This is a genomic window from Paenibacillus sp. FSL L8-0158, assembly GCF_038592965.1.
Classification (GTDB): domain Bacteria; phylum Bacillota; class Bacilli; order Paenibacillales; family Paenibacillaceae; genus Paenibacillus; species Paenibacillus polymyxa_D.
This window is the reverse complement of record NZ_CP151949.1, coordinates 3,726,679-3,745,316: the sequence shown is the minus strand read 5'-3', so window position 1 is coordinate 3,745,316 and position 18,638 is coordinate 3,726,679. Positions and strand designations below refer to the sequence as shown.

The following is an 18,638-nucleotide window of genomic DNA, read 5'->3' as shown; positions in this document are numbered from 1 at the left end:
TGGTGATTATATGCGGAATGCCGAAAACCGCGTACTCTTGAAAACGTATACAGGAACGTTTGAAGGAGGTCGAACTAATGAAAGTTTCAAGTGTCCCCGCACCAAACATGAAAATGAAAAAGAACAAAAGAACGACGGAAAGCCTTTTACGAATGCAGAAACACAAGTTGCTCTATCTAATGGTTTTACCTGGACTGGTGTACTTCATTATTTTTAAGTACTTTCCTATGGGGGGATTGGTGATTGCATTTCAGGATTATCAAGCTTTTCAGGGAATCACAGGCAGTCCATGGGTAGGCATGAAGCATTTTATCCGTTTGTTTACCGAGCCTACGTTTTTTATGCTGCTTCGTAATACGCTGGTTTTGTTTGCGCTGAACATTGTAATCTTTTTTCCATTGCCCATTATTTTGGCACTTATGCTGAACGAGGTTAGGAAGATGTTTTTTAAGAACATTATTCAAACCATTATCTACATCCCGCACTTTATGTCATGGGTTATCATTGTTTCGATTTCTTATGTATTCCTAACCGTAGACGGTGGGGTGCTGAATGAAATGATTGCCGCGCTGGGCGGTGAGAAGATCAGCTTCTTAACTTCTCCGCAATGGCTGCGAACAGTCTACATCGGGCAAGTGATTTGGAAGGAGCTCGGCTGGTCTACCATCATTTATCTATCTGCGATTACAGTGGTAGATACGCAATTGTATGAGGCAGCAGAGATGGACGGAGCTGGACGCCTGAGAAAAACATGGCACGTTACCTTGCCTGCGATCCGCCCAGTCATTATTACATTGTTAATTTTGAAGATCGGTAGCACGTTGGATTTGGGCTTTGAGCATATGTATCTGCTATTGAACTCCTTAAACCGCGAAGTTGCCGAAATCTTTGACACCTACATTTATACTGCGGGCTTAAAGAATGGACAATTAAGTTTTAGTACAACGGTAGGACTTTTTAAAGGTGTGGTAGGTTTAATCCTGATTATGGGCTCCAATCGACTGGCCAAGAAATTTGGTGAAGACGGCGTTTACTAATGACGACGGGAAGGATGCAAAATGGTACGGTTTGTAGAAAACATGAACAAGTGGTGCATGCGTCTGCTGCGCCTGGTCTACCTTAACTTGCTTTGGACGATTGCGACAATTCTGGGTTTGGGTTTTATAGGTGTAGGGCCTGCAACCGTCGCTATGCTTAGTATTTTAAGGCAGTGGATTCGGGGCAATGAGGAAGTCGCCATCTTCTCGACGTTTGTACGTTACTTTAGAGAGAGCTTTAAAGAAGCAGCCATCATTGGGGGGCTTTACAGCCTTGTGGGTTACGTGCTCTATGTGGATATCGTCAACGTCTCGTCCTGGTATGTTCGTGTGGTGACGCTTATTGGAGCCTTTTTGTATCTTATCTCTTTGGCCTACATTTTCCCGCTGTTGGCTCACTATGATTGGAAAGGCATCAGACTGAAGGTCAAGATGTCGATCGTGATTGGATTTTCGTATTTACAATACACGCTTGTTCTTTTTGTAGCCATTGTCGTGCTATTTGCATTGATTCTAGGCTTGTACCCAGGAATTCTGACTTTTGCCGGAGCAAGTATTATGGGCTATCTCGTGATGTGGATGACGCATCAGGTATTCAGCAAAATAGAGCGAGAGGTTCTGGTGAAAGAGGAAGATATGGCATGAATATACAAACAGAAAAGGAGCAAACACGATGAAAAAGGGAATCACGACGAAAAAGGGAGTATCAGGCCTTCTTGCTGTACTAATGGTCATGAGTGTTTTTTTAGCTGCTTGCGGCGACAAGGGAGCTGAGGATCAAAGCGGCCAAACCTATGATCCGAAATCCAAACTGGAATTTACCTGGTTAAACGTATTGCATACAGCTTCTCCGCCTACAGAAACGATTAAAAGTAAAATTGAAGAATACACGAATTCCAAAATTACGTTCAACTGGGTGCCTGATGCTTCCAAAGAAGAGAGAATCACTACCGCGCTGGCATCTGGTGAATTGGCTGATATGGTGACGCTGACGATGATGACAAATTCTTCAGTACGAAGTTCATTGAAATCAGGGCTATTCTGGGATGTAGGAAAGTATTTGGATGATTATGAAAACTTGAAGAAGATTCCGCCTGAAGTGCGAGAAGCCGCATCCATTGAAGGGGTACTGTATGGCGTTCCGTTCCAGAAGAATCTGGCTCGGGCGGGTCTGGTCATTCGTCAGGATTGGCTGGATCGCTTAGGATTGAAGGTGCCGACGACACTGGATGAGTTGTATGAAGTTGCGAGAGCGTTTACAGAAGATGATCCGGATGGGAATGGAAAAAAGGATACGACAGGGTTTGTTGACAGATCGGATCTGCGCTACAGCAGCTTCAAAACTTTAAGTTCCTACTTTGGCACACCTAATGGCTGGAAAGTAGATGAAAGCGGAAAGTTTACGCCGGAATTTGATACTCCTCAATATATGGAGACCTTAAAGTATTCGAATAAGTTATACAAAAACGGATATCTCTCTAAAGACTTTGCTGTAACCGCTAAAACGGACCAGCAGCAACAATTTGCACAAGGTAAAGCAGGTATTTATACAGGCATGATCGATATCTCTAATCTCAGAACCTTGTCCCAAGGCTTACAAAAGGGGCTGAAGCTGGTTCCGGTTAACAAGATTTCGAATGGAGATGGCAAATACCACGTATGGTCTGAGGGAAGCGGGGTAGGAGGTTTGCTGGCATTTCCGAAATCAGAAGTTAAGACGGAAGCTGAGTTGAAGAGACTGCTGCAATTTGTAGATGATTTAATTGACAAAGATGTATATATGTATATGACCGGTGGTATTGAAGGCACTCATTATAAGATCGAAAAAGATGGAGCTTTCAAAATTACGAATACAGATTTGTGGCAAGCAGATGTTCAGCCGTTTTCAAGCTCCAGACCAAGTGAAGTGACTTATAACTTAAAAGATGCCAATCCAGAAAAGGAACTGGCTAATGAATTAGTCCGAGAAAATAATGAATTTGCTGTTCTGGACCCGACCGTGCCACTGGATTCAGTCACCGCTAATGAGCAAGGAACAGAACTGGAGAAAATCATTACCGACGCCTCCTTCAAATTTATTATGGGTGAGCTTGACGAAGCCGGATTTAAAGTAGCCGTAGAAAACTGGAAAAACTCCGGTGGATCACGGATTACTGCTGAGTATGAGGAAGCGTATAAGAAAACGAAAAAATAAAGATATAGGTTGAACATTAGTGTACATGAATTGCCACTACGCAGGCGGATGGTGCTTACCATCGCTGACACTTGTCCAGCACCATTCCGCCTATTCCGTTTTCCAGTGTATTTTCAAGCCCAGTCTATAAATCATTTTCGTATTCACAAAAAAAAGACAGGAGAGAACGAAATGCAATTGTATAACATTGTAGATTATGGAGCAGTTCAGGATGGCACGACGTTGGCTACAGGAGCGATTGCGGCTGCCATTGAAGCGGCCAGCAATGCTGGAGGAGGAACCGTTGTAGTTCCGTCTGGGATGTATCTGACAGGTGCTATCTTTCTGAAAAATAACATTGAACTACATGTAAGTCCTGGCGCAATTCTGTCCTTCAGTACGGAACTGGCTGATTACCCTGTAGTAGAATCCAGATGGGAAGGCGTTCAGCGAGAAGTGCATGCGTCATGCATTTATGGGCAGAACCTTGAGAATATTTCAGTTACAGGTAGCGGAACGTTGGATGGAAATGGTCAGCCGTGGTGGGAAAAGCACCGGAATCATCCAGAGGAGTTACAGTATCCGAGACCCAAATTAATCAGCTTTGACCGTTGTCAGCGGGTTACCATTAAAGATGTTATGTTAAAAAATTCCCCCAGTTGGACTGTAAACCCCATCGCTTGCTATAACGTTACGATTGATAATTTGTCCATTCTTAACCCGGCGGACTCCCCCAATACGGATGGCATTAATCCTGAATCCTGTTCCAATGTTCGTATTAGCAACTGCAATATAGATGTGGGCGATGATTGTATTGCGATCAAAGCGGGAACCGAAGATACACAAGAGCGAATTCCATGTGAAAATATTACGATTACCAACTGTACGATGGTGCATGGACATGGCGCAGTCGTACTGGGAAGCGAAATGAGTGGTGATATTCGTAATGTTACGATCAGCAATTGCGTGTTCAAGCAAACGGATCGGGGCATACGTCTGAAATCCAGACGAGGACGTGGCGGAACCATCGAGGATATTCGCGTCAGCAACATTGTGATGGAAGATGTCATTTGTCCATTTATTCTAAACCTTTATTATTTCTGCGGCCCTCGGGGCAAAGACAAATATGTGTGGGACAAAAATCCCTATCCGATTACTGATGAAACCCCATGCTTTAGACGAATCCATTTTTCTGATATTACAGCACGACAGGTTCATGCGGCTGCTGGATTCTTATACGGACTCGCAGAACAATATATTGCTGAAATTACATTTTCCAATATTGATATTTCTATGGCTAAAAATGCAATTCCCGGTCGTCCGGCCATGATGACAGGGATCGAAGATATGAACAACCGTGGTTTTTATCTAGGTAACGTGAGGGATATTCGTTTTCAACAGGTGACGATTGAGAATCATGAAGGTCCTGCCTTTTATATTGAGAATGGGGAAGACGTTGAAATCAATCGTTGCCATTCGAAGAATACAGCTCAGCCCGAAAAGCTGATAGAACAAGTAACGATACAACCTTCTGAACAAAATAGGATGAATTAGGAGGACATGAAAGGAGGTACAACGTGGATAAGTTACAAGCATTGTTGGGAGACCTTCCGGCAGATCGCCCTATAACGGCAACTCTGCTGAATCAAGAAGAGCGTGAGGGATATCGATTGGAGTGTCTCCTGCTCGACTTGAACGGGATCGAGTCTGTACCCGCTTATGTAGCTACACCCTTACAAGGGAACGGTCCGTTCCCATTGGTCGTTTTTAACCATTCACATGGAGGCAATTATACGAACGGACGCAAGGAACTGCTCCATAGCAGCTCTTATTTGCAGCAGCCCTCGTTTGCTACCACCCTGACAGACATGGGGTACTGCGTATGCTGCATTGACATGTGGGGCTTCAATGAACGTGGGGGCAAAACCGAGAGCGAGCTGGTAAAGGAAATGCTCTGGCAGGGCCAAGTGCTGTGGGGCATGATGCTGTATGATAACCGTCGTTTGGTGGATTATATGTGCCAGCGTGAAGACATTGATGCCTCCCGTATCGCAACAATCGGTATGTCGATGGGCGGACTCATGGCATGGTGGATGGCTGCGTTAGATGAACGGATACAGGTTACGGTTGATATTTGTGGACAGGTAGATGCCCATACGCTAATCGCTAAAAGGGGATTGGACCATCATGGCTTTTATTCCTATGTCCCCGGCTTGTTGAAGCATTTTACCACCCTGGATATTCAAAAGCGGATCGTACCTCGTCCACGGATGAGTATAACAGGTCAAAATGACCGGATGTGTCCTATTGAAGGAGTCGAGCATTTGGCAAAAGGGTTGCTGGAAGCTTACCAGGAGGCAGGCCACCCAGAGCATTGGCAGTCTGTGATTGCAGGCGGTGGACATATGGAGACGCTGGAAATGCGAACGGCATGGCAGTTATTTTTAGCTGAACACCTGTAAATCAAATGAAGGGATCGGAGTAACCATGCTAGTTGGAAAAGAATCCTTTTGTGATTTCCATACGATTCAGGAGGCGATTGCTGTATTGGAGCAGTCGGCTTCCAATGAAATGGAAACGTTAACTATTTTATCAGGTACTTATGAGGAAGAGGTACGAATTTACCGTTCATATCTTCATATTATAGGCATCGGGCAGGTAGAGATTCGAATGAATCGGTATGCCAAGGAGCGGGATGAAGCGGGTGAGGAAATCGGGACCTTTGCGACACCCACTTTATTTTTAGGCGGTAGCCATTTGATCTTGGAAAATCTTACGATTTCCAACACAGCAGGACAGGGAGAAGCCATTGGGCAGGCCGTTGCGGTATACGCTCATTGCGATGAAACGGTCTTTAGAAACTGTACCTTTAAAGGGCACCAAGATACTTTATTTACAGGTCCTCTACCTCCTGCACCGAAAGAACGACTCCAGTTTGGTGGAATCCATTTGAAGGAGCACCATAGACACTATCGGCAGCTCTATCAGCATTGTTATATAGAGGGTACGGTGGACTTTATTTTTGGTGGGGCTACCGCTTATTTTGAAGATTGCGAAATTCGCAGTTTGCGCCATCATGAGAACCAAACGAGCTACGTTACAGCCGCCTCTACGCCGCAAGGACAAGCGTATGGCTATGTATTCAACCAATGCTACCTAACTGCAGAGCCTGATATTACCCCGGTTTTTTTGGGGCGTCCGTGGCGGGAATATGCCAAGACCGTATTTGTCGATTGTAAAATGGGCGCTCATATTGACTCACGTGGCTGGGACAATTGGGACAATGTCGCGAACGAGAAAACGGTCTGTTATCAGGAATACGGTGAATTCGACAAAGTGGCTACGTTACGTAAGCAGCGTGTTCCGTGGGCAGATTGTTTTGAATTGGGAACAAAAGTATGGAGCAAGGAGCAGGTTTTTGCTGAAGTCACATTTTGGAAGTAAGGAGAAGTGAGGCCTCATGATGATTCAAAATCCCATATTAAAAGGCTTTAATCCCGATCCGTGTATTACACGAGCCCTGGATACTTACTATATTGTGGTGTCATCGTTTGAGTGGTTGCCTGGAGTAAGGGTATACCAGTCCAAAGATTTGGCCCATTGGGAGCACTGCACAGATATATTGACCGATCAGGTTGACTTAAGAGGTAATCCTAAAAATTGCAGCATTTGGGCACCGCAGCTTAGCTATGCGGATGACCTTTTTTATCTGCTCTATACGGATGTGAAAAGCACCAAACGTCCGTTCAAGGATGTTCATAATTTTGTGATGACGGCGCCTACGATCCAAGGGCCTTGGTCGGAACCCGTCTATCTTAACAGTAGTGGATTTGATCCGTCTTTATTTCATGATGATGACGGACGCAAATGGCTGTTGAACGCATTGTGGGATTACCGCATGTTGGAAAGCAATAAATCTTCCGGCATAGTCATGCAGGAGTATGATAGCAAGCAACAACAGCTTATTGGCGATCCTGTTAAAATCTTTGATTGTACTCCTTTGAAGAAAACAGAAGCGCCTCACATCTACAAGCAAAACGGTTATTACTATCTTGTTACAGCGGAAGGCGGAACGGGTACGGGGCATGCCGTTACCGTAGCACGCTCGAAGCAGATATTCGGACCATATGAAGTGGACCCGCACAACCCGATGCTTACATCACGTGATCGACTGGATTTCCCGTTACAATGTGCAGGACATGGCAGTCTTGTACAAACACCGGACGGCGAATGGTACATGGCTCATTTATGCACACGTCCGGTAGAGGGGAAATATGCCATTTTAGGACGGGAAACAGCCTTGCAGCAAGTATACTGGAATGATGAAGGCTGGCTGCGATTAACCGCGGGGGGCCATACGCCTCAATTGGAGGTGCCTGCACCTCAAGGGACAATTTCGGTTAAGCAAGAGCAAAAGAGTAATATTTTCGAGGATTTTTTCGAGGGAACCATATTAGATAAAACGTGGAACACATTGCGTATCCTGGCGAACGAGAGCTGGTGTTCATTAAGTCAGCGCCCGGGCTACCTTCGAATCCACGCTGGGGAATCCATACAAAGTCTGTTCCAGCATCACGTGCTTGCCATTCGGCAAACGGATCATCATTTCCGGGTAGAAACAGCACTGGAGTATCAGCCAGCCAGCTATTTGCAAATGGCGGGACTTTTGCTGTATCTCAATGAAGAGGATTATTTGTACGCGTATGTTAGCTATGAAGAGGGACAAGGGAAGATACTGCGCATGATGCGATGTGAAGCCAATACATTTACCTTAGTTCCCCAAGCGATTACGCTACAGGACGATCTTCCTATACATTTAGCTGTGGAAGTCCATGCATCCCACGGGCAATTTTATTATGGAGTCGGAGATAAACCTGCTTGGAAGCGGCTTTTTGAAACGCAGGATATCAGCTTTTTATCCGGTGGTTTTACAGGAAATTTTGTAGGTATTGCTGCTCATGATATGCAACAGTTCCAAGGAAGCTACGCTGATTTTTCCCATTTCTTATATCATGGTATGGATCATCTTTCCTCATAAAAAATATTATAATGATGAATGCTGAAAGCACCTTGATGGGTGCTTTTTTCGTTGGTTCTGCACTTTACCTTTTCACATTATAACTTCGCAAAATCTCCAAAAAGGCGGTGCATGCTTTCGTTTCAAATACCGCAGAAGGGGTCAGAAAAGAAAATTTCCGAATGAAGGGGAGATCGAGAATATCCAATACTTCTAATGTTCCCAAAGCAAGTTCCTTTTGAATCACCCATTGGGACAGCAAAGAAATCCCCAAGCCTGCTTCTACAGACTCTTTGATGATCTGTATACTGCCAAAATTCATCATATGAGAAGGATAAAATCGAAGCTGTGCAAACATCTTTTCAGCCGCCTCCCGGGTTCCAGAGCCTTCTTCCCGCAGAATCCAGATGTCCTCATGCAGCTCATTTATATCCACTTGAGATTTACCAGCCAAACGATGATTTTGCGGAACGACGATATACATTCTATCATCAGCAAATGATTCAATGTGTAGATGGTCATGCTGAAATTCTCCTTCGATAATTCCCACATCCAATTGATTATGGATCACGAGCTTTTCAATTTCCAATGTATTGCCGATGGTAATGGAGGGCTGAATGAGTGGATACTGGATTCTCATTTGCGCAATCACATGCGGCAGCACATATTCGCCATACGTGTAGCTTGCACCAATAGACAGGTTACCCTTTGCCGTATGCATTAGCTCATCCACCAAGTACTGCATACGTGTATGGAGTCGGATAATCTCCTGGGCATGATGATACACAATTTCACCTGCTTTGGTTAAGCGCACATATTTATTACTACGCTCCAGGAGGCGGGTTCCTACGCTACGTTCCAGCATTTGAATATATTGACTTACCGCAGGTTGGGTCATGTGTAATACCTCGGCAGCTCGTGTGAAGTTTTGTTTCTCCGCGACCCTAACAAATACGATTAAAGATTGGTCCAAAGCCCATTCCTCCAAATTCATCATATCTATTTACTTATTATCATTATTATAATGATTTATTTTTCTTATGACAAAAAACATATTAAGCTGGATGCATGTAGAATTGGAGGGGTTCACCATGAACAGTCATACACAACATACCAAATTATTTTCGAACAGAGGGCGATTATTCCAGCGTATATTTGGCATTATCCTCACGATGTTATTTGCTTTGGCAGGCTACGGTCTGAACGAATTGCCAGGCTTTCATTATGTAGGTCCATTGGCTTGTGCCATGTTTCTCGCTATTCTGTGCCGACAGTTGTGGGGATACCCTGAAGCTGTGCGCTCAGGGGTTGAGTTTTCAGCAAAGAAAATACTACGTGGAGCGATTGTGCTATTTGGGCTGAAGCTGAATATGGATGTTGTCATTCATCATGGACTAGGTTTACTTTTGCGTGATGTGGGCACCGTTGTATTCTCCATCTTTTTTACGGTTTGGCTGGCAAAACGTTTCAAGGCAGATGCTTCGCTTTCGCTTCTTCTTGGTATTGGAACAGGAGTTTGCGGTGCAGCAGCGATTGCAGCGGTTTCTCCCTTGTTAAAATCCAAAGATGAGGATACAGCCATAGGAGTAGGACTCATTGCCTTGGTTGGTACGATATTTGCCATATTGTTTACTGTGCTTCGCCCCTGGCTTCCTTTGACGGATATGCAATATGGAATCTGGTCGGGCATCAGTTTACATGAAATTGCACATGTCGCCTTAGCTGCAGCACCTGCCGGACAGGATGCTCTTGCAATGGGCTTATTAGCCAAACTGGGGCGTGTTTTCTTACTCATACCGCTCAGCTTTGCTTTAATGTATTGGATGAAACGAACCGGAAAAATTCGTATTGACGCTAAAGTGGAGTTTCCCTGGTTCCTCATCGGCTTTATGGCTACAAGTGTTGTGGGTAGCTATGTTTTTGGAAAATATATTGTAGTTCCATCTAGTCTGACGAACGGAATTTCTCAAGTTACCACCTTTATGTTAACGATGGCTATGGTAGGCATGGGGCTGAATGTGAGCTTTAAGGCTTTGCGGGAGAAAGCAATGCTTCCCTTACTGGTACTGTCTGTTACCTCGATCATTCTTATAGGTTTAACATTTATAACAGTGTGAACATGAAGTGTTTTTTTGTGATAAGATTGCTAGTAAACTAGATTAATAAAACTGGAAAAAGCTCTGCTTGCTGTATAGCTGGCAGAGTTCTTTAGTACTTTTGTATGATAAGACTGAAATATGTACTGAATCAATCGTAACTTTTTACATATGATTCGCGTCTATCAAAATGGAGGTCCTGAGAATCATAGAGTGCAAGAATTTCATAAGCGAAAATATAGAGAATGGTAGGGTACATAATGAAGAAAATTTGTTTATTTGCTTTTTTGTTTTTGTTTCTGTTTCTACTAGCATTTCCAAGAGAGAGTCACGCTGCCTCTTCGAGTTCACATCTTCAGTTAGACGGTAAAGATATAAGTGTTGGCAAAGGTGTTCAGATTCAAGAAGTAAAGGGAAATATACTGGTTCCACTCCGTCTCATTGTAGAGGAATTGGGTTATAGCGTGAATTGGGAGTCCAAGACAGGGACCATAACTATACATAAGCAAAATCTTAACCTCAGTCTTCAGGTCAACAATCCCATGGCCTCTGTTAATGATCATCAAATGGGATTGGCTGTAGCTCCTTTGCTTAGAGAGGGGACGACTTATGTTCCGCTTCGCTTTGTATCCGAACAGACAGGGATCGATGTGGCCTGGAACAATGAGCTTAAAACCGTGTTCCTGACGACTCCGCCTACTTCAAGCGGCAATAGCGAGTCCACACATGATCATTCTGCTATTCCAGCTGTAAGTAATCCTAAAGAGAGTGCGCGTACGGCTATAAACCAAATTAGCTTCGCTAATCACCAATTGACTATAGCTGTTAATGGAAAAGTAACCCCCAAAGTAACTACGTTAACTCATGCAGACCGTATTGTTGTAGACATACCGGATACAAAGTTTGCTGAGGAATTTCTAGCATCGCAATCATTTGACAATAGTGGACAAGGAAGTTTTCCAGTCACAGAAGATCCAGATGTTTCCCAAGTAAGATATTCCATGTTTAGTACAACTCCCGCATCGGTACGTATTGTGGTTGATCTTAATAACAGCACACCTTTTCATGTACTCGATGCAGATGATGGTAAGGTTGTTATAGCATTGGATCAGGAAACGGAGGAGTCATCAACTACCGAGAACGTTATACCTACTACACCTACCATACCTGTTGCACCTGTGATTTCTTCCGATGGACATGCGCAAGGGATTGACGTCTCACACTATAATGGCAATATTGATTGGCAGCAAGTGGCAGCGGCAGGTAAAACATTTGCTTTTATTAAAGCTACAGAGGGCACAAAATATCAAGATAATCAATTTTTGATAAATGTGCAGGGTGCCAGAGAGGCTAACATCTTGGTTGGCGCTTACCACTTTTTGAACGCAACTACCGCGGATGGAGCTCGTCAGGAAGCTGCTAACTTTGCTAGGGCTCTAGATTCAGCAGGAGGCAGACTGGATCTGCCCCCTGTGATGGACTATGAAAATAACCCCAAAGGTCTTACACCTGCACAAATTAACGAAGTGGCTCATGCCTTTTTGGATGAAATGGAGAGGCTTACCGGACGTCAGCCGATCGTATACACGGGTAATGTCTTTGCTTCCAAGTTTGATCCTACATTTTCTATGTATAAACTGTGGGTAGCCCGATACAGCACTACGCAAAAGCCGACCGCGGTTCCAGCTTGGAATAACTGGTGGGCTTGGCAGTACAGTAGCACAGGCAGTGTTCCGGGTATTCGAGGCCAAGTGGATTTGGATGAATACAACGGAACGATAGATGAACTCCGGGCTTCACTTGGAGGAGAGCTCGATTAGCATAATCATATCATGATCAATCCTCGCGAATCCGGAACAGGATCTGCGAGGATTTTTAATGTCTGATTTGTTTAGTTGGGCATGATCCATACGATTTCGCTGATTCGAACAAAGAATTTTTTCCCATATACATCTAAAATGACATGGTCGGGCTTACAATCGACTACGCATCCATCAATTCTGCCACGAGTGGTCTCAAGTACAACGTACTTGCCGATCACCGATTTTAATGTTTCTACGACGTATGGATCTACAGGGTGCACCACGACGTGGTGAGAGGTAGGATGGTGAGGAAAAGGTTGATTAACGTTGTAATTGAGCATTTGATTTGAATTCAATTGCTTCACTCCTTCAAGATTAGTTGTGTTATCCTATGCTCCTGCCTAGGAAAGGTGTAGGCTAATGCCCATCAGCGAAAACATTCATAACAATGCCAAAAAGCCCGGTCCATAGGAAAGCTCAATACATAAGCTATGTTGTACCTTGAATTGAAGGAGGCAATGACCATGAGTGAATGTGAAAGAGGTTGTGGCGGCGGTTCAGTAGGAGGCTACCCAGGAGTTTGGACATCGACAGGAGCTATTCTGGTACTGTTCATTCTGCTCGTTATCATTACTAAGTCTTTATGGGTTTAATTTAAAATGAATAGCTTAACCCCCCATCGGTATATAACTGATGGGGGGTTAAGTGTTTTAGAGGATGGAACATATGATAAAACACCTCAAATAACAGCGTACAAGCCCTACACAAATGGTGCCGGGCTGGACAGCTGTCATTTGAGGTACATTGGCATCTATAGACAGGAACGGACAATGGGTCAGGGATTAAATTAACGCAATCGCCAGCAGGGTAAACAGGCTCAAAGTTAAGATTTGATTCCCATACCCGTAGCCAGGATAAAAGGCAGACGTTTGTACACGTCCGTTCCGTTCTGTTTTTAAGTACACATTATTACGATCCACATCCATAATGGTTCCTTCGTACTGTTTTCCGTCCATGGTGAGAATACGCACTTTTTTATTCATGCAGTTCAAACAGTTGTAATAAGCGTCCATTCCATCACCCCCTCTTATACATTGGCATTTTATGAGAGGGACGGTCTTATGGTAACGGCGAACATACAGGGAAAAGGTATTCCCTCCAACTTAAGACCTGACTAGAGTTAGCCTATTCTTGATAGGGATTAAAAGAGAAGCCAGGATATCCGTTAGTATAGGCGTAATCTCTTTGGGGGACGACCTGATGGTGTGATGAAGCATCAGCAAGCCTTACATGTATCCCTGGTTTTCGGGGGGGCTGCTGTTTGCAGTCATTGGGAGGACCGATGATGACAGGTTTTTTAATAGGGGCGAGCGCTTCCTGAACCTTATTCTCATCCAGGCAGTAAGTATGAGCCAGAATGTTATTTGGCGTTAGGCGCAAAATGTCCGATCCCAGTATGAATTCAGGGGTCGGGGCATCAAAAATCGTCAACAAATGAGTGTTATCCATCGTGGCGACCAGATAATGCCACCATCCCTGAGGAACGTTAGCCACTTGGCCAGGTGTGATCGGAAAATGTCGTAACTCGCGGGTAAAGGGGTTAATCAGTGACACGGTTACGGCCCCAGAGATGCAGTAGACCAGTTCTGTGGCATTTTGGTGATAGTGAGGCTCCACAACATTAGCTGTGCTAAGGCGAATATCCAGCAACGATACATTTGCCAATGTATTCAGCTGCTGGATCGACAGCTCGTTGATCGAATTTTGAGCATCCTTCTGAAACAAAACATTATCGCTTAAATCAAAGGTGAATTGTACAGTAGGAGAGGTGTAATCCATATATGAATTCACGCGTCGTTTCCTGCCTTTCTGTTATTCGAAATTTGAGGATCGTACGCTACCCTATGCATACGCCCATATATGTGTGCGTGGAAATGTGATCTGAATTCATAGAAATCAGGCTCCGGTCCCGGACAAGTTAAAGCGAAAAATAGCGAAAAAAGTCACGTATTCAAGTGTGACCAGAACATGATCCATTGCTTTTAATACACGTCATCCCTCTAGGGATGGCGTTTTATTTGCTTGGGTAGTCTTAGGACCAGAGCCGGATGATACGTAAATGCGGCTTGTGGTATACTGCAACGGACGTGTGAAAGCATGATTGTCCCATTCCGTATGTAGCCACGCGTCATTTCTGCAGCTAGGCATAAGTTATGTCATAAGAAACATCATCGGATAAACGTCCCTGAGTTGTACAGGCCGGAATGGTTGCACCGGACAGAACATGAAAGAGGAGGTTGTCTGGAATATGAAAAAATTATCTATTTTAATCCTGTCCTGCGCATGTATGTTAGGTACTGTATTGTCAGTCGCACCAGGACAAGCACAAGCACAATCGTCAGCTTTGAAGAAAGGGGTTCAAAGCGTACGGGTGCTGGAGCTTCAACAGCAGCTTCATTCGCTCGGTTATTTCAAAGCCGGGTTTACTGGGTACTATGGTTCTCTGACCAGTAAAGCGGTGGCTCGTTTTCAACGGGATAACGGTCTGACACCTGATGGAGTAGCTGGAGCGGCTACACAAGCCAAGCTGAAATCCTTCGGAGAGGTGCGCGTAACCGCGCTGGATCAACTGGCTCGTATCATTTATTCTGAGGCGCGCGGAGAATCGTTTGAAGGTCAAGTAGCTGTCGGCGCTGTCGTATTAAACCGTGTTCAGTCCGGCGAGTTTCCAAGCTCGATCCCGGACGTTATTTTGCAGCCTGGCCAATTCACCGCTGTACAGGATGGACAATACCGCCTGAAACCCAACAAGACTGCGTACCGTGCAGCCAGACAGGCACTTAATGGTGCTGATCCGACCAATGGGTCCTTGTTTTATTACAACCCGGCCATTGCCACAGCCAAATGGAGTAAAAGTCGCCCGGCTGTCATCTCACTCGGTCGCCATACGTTTACGAATTAATTTCACATGAGAATACGCAAATTTCCAGCCGTCAGTTGCTTCTTTAGGAGCAGTGACGGTTTTTTTACATTCACAAATTTGTAATATTTTAGTGGTGATTTATCTGATTTAATATTAAAAATCCTACCTATTATTCCGATACTCTTAATAGACAAAAAATGAAATTAAAGGAGTCTTTCTAAAATGAGTCAACATCCTTACACTATCAAAGTAGATCAAGCCATGAAAACGGTACATATGGCGGTGAATGGAGTGTTTAGCCAGGAGGAGTATGATAGCTTTGTAAAAGATTATGTAGCCAAAACCTCATCCATTCAGGCGTCCAGCTTTACACTCAAGGTAGATTGTACCCAGATGGCACTTTTGGGTCCGGGAGAAGTGGAAAAATTGAAGGGCTCATTTGTACGTTATAAAGAAACCGGGTTTGCCAAAGTAATCTTTGGTATCAGCCTTCAACAAACCATTATTAAAATGCAGCTTGGTCGAGTAGCACGCGAAGCAGGATTAAACAACGTAGATATTGTTGTACAATAATGCGCTGACGTATGTGTAAGGGGGAAGCCTGATGAGCCATATCAAAATAAAAGCACTGGGTGTGTACCATCCGTCCCATTCATTGGATAACGAATACTATGTTCGCCATTTTGACGAGCGGGGCAAAGATATTCGGCGCTTCATGGAGCATATGGGTAGAAAACAGCGTTATATCATTGATGACCCGAGCGAAAACGGTTTAACAATGGGAATTGCGGCTGCGCAAAAAGCTCTGGAACAGGCTGGTATGACAGGCCGTGACGTGGATATGATCGTGTTTTCCACTCAAGTTCCTGAGTCACTGTTTCCGATGAATGCCTTGTTTGTTCACCATGCGATTGGGGCCAGACATGATGTGGCTGTGATGGATTCCAACGCGAATTGTGCAGGGATGACAGTCACTGTTGATCAAGCCAGTCGGTCGATGTTATCTAATCCTGACGTGCGGACAGCGCTTATCATCGGTTCGGATTATAATTCACTCATTTCCGGTCCGGAGGATGAGATTACTTATGCGAACTATGGAGATGCTGCATGTGCGGCTATTTTGGAGCGTACAGAAGAAGACACCGGATTTATAGATTCTATGTATTTTACGGACCCAGTCAATATAGATAAAATTTTGTACCCGGCTCAGGGATTAGCGGCAACACTCCAAAGGAACGCCCCCGGAAAATATATTCAGTGGCTTCCGTTCGATGCTAATATGGCCTTGCCTCCTACATTTGATTTGCTTGAACGCATTTTAAAAAAGAATGGACTGTCGCCTCAGGATGTACGGGCTTATTGTCTGTCTCAGTTCTCGTTGGCAAATGTATTAAAGATTCAGGATCACTTGAAACTAGAGGATGCCCAAATGATTTATGTGGGTGATCGATATGGTTACACAGGAACCAGTAGCCCGTTCATTGCTTTATATGAAGGTATTGAATCGGGTCGTATCCGGCGCGGTGATTATGTGCTGTTCTGGACGATTGGAGCTGGGTATCAACTGGTTGCTATGTTATTTAAATACTAGGAATACGAAGACCTTGCAGCTGCAAGGTCTTTTTGTGTATCACACAAGACAATTGTAATGATTTGGTTGTGTTATGTTTGATTATTTTGTAAAATTTAAACATTGAATTCATAAGGGAGAGCTTATATGCGGACATCGGATAGCATGACAATTATGACAGAAAACATGGCATACAATTCATAATAGGAGCTGAAGGGTCATTAAGATCGAAAATTTATTTTATGGAGAACGAATAAAGCTTGCCGCAGTCAGGGAAGAAGATGCCGAAGTGATGTTCAAATGGGGTGAGGATGCGAAGTATCTGCGAAATGTAGATACGGATTTAGCGCTTCCTTACACATTGAAACAGATGGAGTCAGAAGGATCTCCCAGATCTAACGAGGTCTATTTTCGATTAAGAACATTGGCAGATGATGTCTTGATCGGATTTGTTGCTATCCACGGGATTGAGTGGAATAATCGCAGCGGACAACTGGCAATAGGTATAGGTAATACGGAGTACCGTGGCAAGGGCTTTGGGGCGGAAGCTGTAGGTCTCATTCTTCGTTATGCGTTTTATGAGCTCAATTTAAATCGGGTCGGCTTGGATGTGATTGAGTACAATACACAAGCGATCCGAACTTATGAGAAGGCGGGGTTCCAGCTTGAGGGTAGAGTTCGTTCCGCTGTTCTTCGTGATGGCAACAGTTATGATCGTATCATGATGGGTATCCTGTATTCTGAATGGAGCTCGACTGTTCTAGTATAATAGATACACAATTTGTTCATAAAATATTCCATAATAAGCCTTTTAATAATGTAAAAAGAGGTTTATAGTTAAGGGGTCACATGCCCAAATGGTTATTAATTTGAGTATGAGTCAAAGCTGAGGAGGAATTTACATGGCAAACGTTGTAAGGTCCATCACTTCACCCAAGAAATTTATTTCTGGACAAAATCTGCTCTCGTCGTTAAATGACTATATTAAGGATTATGGCGATAAAGCCTTTGTTATTTGCGATGAGTTCATACTTGAAAGGGCCCAAAAGGAGGCAGGCGCTTCAATTGAAGCAGCTGGTAACCAAGTGGTCTTCGAGAAATTCCAATATGAATGTACAAAAGAAGAAATTGATCGTAACCGCGAATTGGTGCGTAAACTTGGTTCGAACATTATCGTAGGGATTGGCGGGGGAAAAACATTGGATACCGCCAAGGCAACGGCTTATTATGAAAAGCTGCCTGTTGTTATTTTCCCAACGATTGCTTCTACAGATGCTCCTTGTACCGCGCTTGCGGTTATATACAAAAAAGATGGTTCTTTTGATGAATATCTTTTCCTGCCTACGAATCCGGACGTTGTACTGGCGGATACAGGCATTCTGGCAGCAGCGCCTGCACGTTTCTTTGCAGCTGGAATCGGTGATGCACTGGCCACTTATTTTGAAGCTCGTGCTTGCTATCAGGCCAATGGGGATAACCTGGTTCTGAACAAGCCTTCCACTACAGGGCTGGGACTTGCTCGTCTTTGTTATGATACGTTGCTGGAAAATGCTGTGAAGGCCAAACGTGCTGTGGATCGGAAAGTATATACTCGTGCGGTGGAGGATACGATTGAAGCTACCATTTATCTGAGCGGTGTTGGTGCAGAATCAGGTGGATTGGCAGCAGCACACGCCATTCATAATGGTATGACGGCTGTTCCTTCGCTTCATAAAGCACAGCATGGTGAGAAAGTCACATTCGGTTTGTTAACCCAGCTAGTGCTGGAAAATGCACCGAAAGAAGAACTGGAAACCGTGATTAAACTGGTTAAGGATGTAGGTCTTCCATTGACGCTTCGTGACTTGGGTGTAGAGGAATTTGTTGAGGCTGAATGGCGCCAAGTGGCTGAAGCTGCTTGTGCATCGAATGATACAATGGTCAACATGCCGTTCCCGGTTAGTCCTGCTGACGTGTACAATGCAATCATTGCAGCGAATGCAATAGCAGAATCCTATCAAGAATAGTTTCTTCCTAAATC

At 44.2% G+C, this 18,638-nt stretch carries 19 protein-coding genes; 15 read left to right on the top strand and 4 right to left on the bottom strand.

Features of this window, described 5'->3' with window-relative positions:
* Positions 1 to 77: 77 nt before the first annotated feature.
* From NSQ68_RS16475 to NSQ68_RS16445, 7 genes are all read left to right on the top strand, one after another.
* Positions 78 to 1,037, top strand: coding sequence for a sugar ABC transporter permease (locus NSQ68_RS16475; protein WP_023989418.1), 960 nt, complete (start codon positions 78 to 80; stop codon positions 1,035 to 1,037).
* A gap of 21 nt (positions 1,038 to 1,058) precedes the next feature.
* Complete coding sequence (locus tag NSQ68_RS16470; RefSeq protein ID WP_069289969.1) at positions 1,059 to 1,682, top strand: DUF624 domain-containing protein; 624 nt, start codon at positions 1,059 to 1,061, stop codon at positions 1,680 to 1,682.
* Positions 1,683 to 1,710: 28 nt separating this feature from the next.
* Positions 1,711 to 3,231 carry an extracellular solute-binding protein gene (locus tag NSQ68_RS16465; RefSeq protein ID WP_342426556.1) on the top strand — a complete coding sequence of 507 codons (1,521 nt, stop codon included), beginning with the start codon at positions 1,711 to 1,713 and terminating at the stop codon, positions 3,229 to 3,231.
* A 171-nt stretch (positions 3,232 to 3,402) separates the two neighbouring features.
* Entirely contained in the window at positions 3,403 to 4,764 is a 1,362-nt protein-coding gene (locus tag NSQ68_RS16460; RefSeq protein ID WP_342426555.1) for a glycoside hydrolase family 28 protein, read from the top strand.
* Positions 4,765 to 4,787: 23 nt separating this feature from the next.
* The gene (locus NSQ68_RS16455; protein WP_342426554.1) at positions 4,788 to 5,672 is read left to right on the top strand and encodes a prolyl oligopeptidase family serine peptidase; all 885 of its coding nucleotides are present in this window, start codon (positions 4,788 to 4,790) and stop codon (positions 5,670 to 5,672) included.
* Between the two features lie 25 nt (positions 5,673 to 5,697).
* Positions 5,698 to 6,654 (top strand): pectinesterase family protein, encoded by a 957-nt coding sequence (locus NSQ68_RS16450; RefSeq protein ID WP_342426553.1) that lies wholly within the window; start codon positions 5,698 to 5,700, stop codon positions 6,652 to 6,654.
* Between the two features lie 16 nt (positions 6,655 to 6,670).
* Positions 6,671 to 8,248, top strand: a complete 1,578-nt coding sequence (locus NSQ68_RS16445) for a glycoside hydrolase family 43 protein (RefSeq protein WP_342426552.1) — start codon at positions 6,671 to 6,673, stop codon at positions 8,246 to 8,248.
* 64 nt (positions 8,249 to 8,312) lie between these two features.
* Here NSQ68_RS16445 and NSQ68_RS16440 read toward each other — a convergent pair whose 3' ends face one another.
* A complete protein-coding gene (locus tag NSQ68_RS16440; protein WP_307346778.1) occupies positions 8,313 to 9,200 on the bottom strand; it encodes a LysR family transcriptional regulator in 888 nt (295 codons plus the stop codon).
* 118 nt (positions 9,201 to 9,318) lie between these two features.
* Between NSQ68_RS16440 and NSQ68_RS16435 the strand changes: the two genes are divergently transcribed.
* Together NSQ68_RS16435 and NSQ68_RS16430 are read left to right on the top strand one after the other, a co-directional pair.
* The gene (locus NSQ68_RS16435; RefSeq protein ID WP_342426551.1) at positions 9,319 to 10,344 is read left to right on the top strand and encodes a putative sulfate exporter family transporter; all 1,026 of its coding nucleotides are present in this window, start codon (positions 9,319 to 9,321) and stop codon (positions 10,342 to 10,344) included.
* A gap of 239 nt (positions 10,345 to 10,583) precedes the next feature.
* Complete coding sequence (locus NSQ68_RS16430) at positions 10,584 to 12,143, top strand: GH25 family lysozyme (protein WP_342426550.1); 1,560 nt, start codon at positions 10,584 to 10,586, stop codon at positions 12,141 to 12,143.
* A gap of 71 nt (positions 12,144 to 12,214) precedes the next feature.
* On the opposite strand, the gene NSQ68_RS16425 is transcribed toward NSQ68_RS16430, so the two are convergent.
* Positions 12,215 to 12,481: a DUF2642 domain-containing protein gene (locus NSQ68_RS16425; RefSeq protein ID WP_025719729.1), complete on the bottom strand. Its 267-nt coding sequence runs from the start codon at positions 12,479 to 12,481 to the stop codon at positions 12,215 to 12,217.
* 168 nt (positions 12,482 to 12,649) lie between these two features.
* Between NSQ68_RS16425 and NSQ68_RS16420 the strand changes: the two genes are divergently transcribed.
* The gene (locus tag NSQ68_RS16420) at positions 12,650 to 12,778 is read left to right on the top strand and encodes a hypothetical protein (protein ID WP_013371969.1); all 129 of its coding nucleotides are present in this window, start codon (positions 12,650 to 12,652) and stop codon (positions 12,776 to 12,778) included.
* Between the two features lie 189 nt (positions 12,779 to 12,967).
* Here the strand turns inward: NSQ68_RS16420 and NSQ68_RS16415 are convergent, their stop codons facing one another.
* Both NSQ68_RS16415 and NSQ68_RS16410 read right to left on the bottom strand, forming a co-directional pair.
* A complete protein-coding gene (locus tag NSQ68_RS16415) occupies positions 12,968 to 13,198 on the bottom strand; it encodes a hypothetical protein (protein WP_029517718.1) in 231 nt (76 codons plus the stop codon).
* Between the two features lie 112 nt (positions 13,199 to 13,310).
* On the bottom strand, positions 13,311 to 13,976 hold the full coding sequence (locus NSQ68_RS16410) for a cupin domain-containing protein (protein WP_342426549.1): 666 nt from the start codon (positions 13,974 to 13,976) through the stop codon (positions 13,311 to 13,313).
* A gap of 457 nt (positions 13,977 to 14,433) precedes the next feature.
* Between NSQ68_RS16410 and NSQ68_RS16405 the strand changes: the two genes are divergently transcribed.
* The 5 genes from NSQ68_RS16405 (at position 14,434) to NSQ68_RS16385 (ending at position 18,624) form a co-directional block, all read left to right on the top strand.
* Positions 14,434 to 15,087 carry a cell wall hydrolase gene (locus NSQ68_RS16405; protein ID WP_342426548.1) on the top strand — a complete coding sequence of 218 codons (654 nt, stop codon included), beginning with the start codon at positions 14,434 to 14,436 and terminating at the stop codon, positions 15,085 to 15,087.
* 183 nt (positions 15,088 to 15,270) lie between these two features.
* Positions 15,271 to 15,621: a hypothetical protein gene (locus tag NSQ68_RS16400; RefSeq protein ID WP_342426547.1), complete on the top strand. Its 351-nt coding sequence runs from the start codon at positions 15,271 to 15,273 to the stop codon at positions 15,619 to 15,621.
* A 31-nt stretch (positions 15,622 to 15,652) separates the two neighbouring features.
* On the top strand, positions 15,653 to 16,639 hold the full coding sequence (locus NSQ68_RS16395; protein WP_342426546.1) for a ketoacyl-ACP synthase III: 987 nt from the start codon (positions 15,653 to 15,655) through the stop codon (positions 16,637 to 16,639).
* Positions 16,640 to 16,838: 199 nt separating this feature from the next.
* A complete protein-coding gene (locus NSQ68_RS16390) occupies positions 16,839 to 17,387 on the top strand; it encodes a GNAT family protein (RefSeq protein WP_342429125.1) in 549 nt (182 codons plus the stop codon).
* Between the two features lie 133 nt (positions 17,388 to 17,520).
* On the top strand, positions 17,521 to 18,624 hold the full coding sequence (locus NSQ68_RS16385) for a glycerol dehydrogenase (RefSeq protein WP_342426545.1): 1,104 nt from the start codon (positions 17,521 to 17,523) through the stop codon (positions 18,622 to 18,624).
* Positions 18,625 to 18,638: the final 14 nt, after the last annotated feature.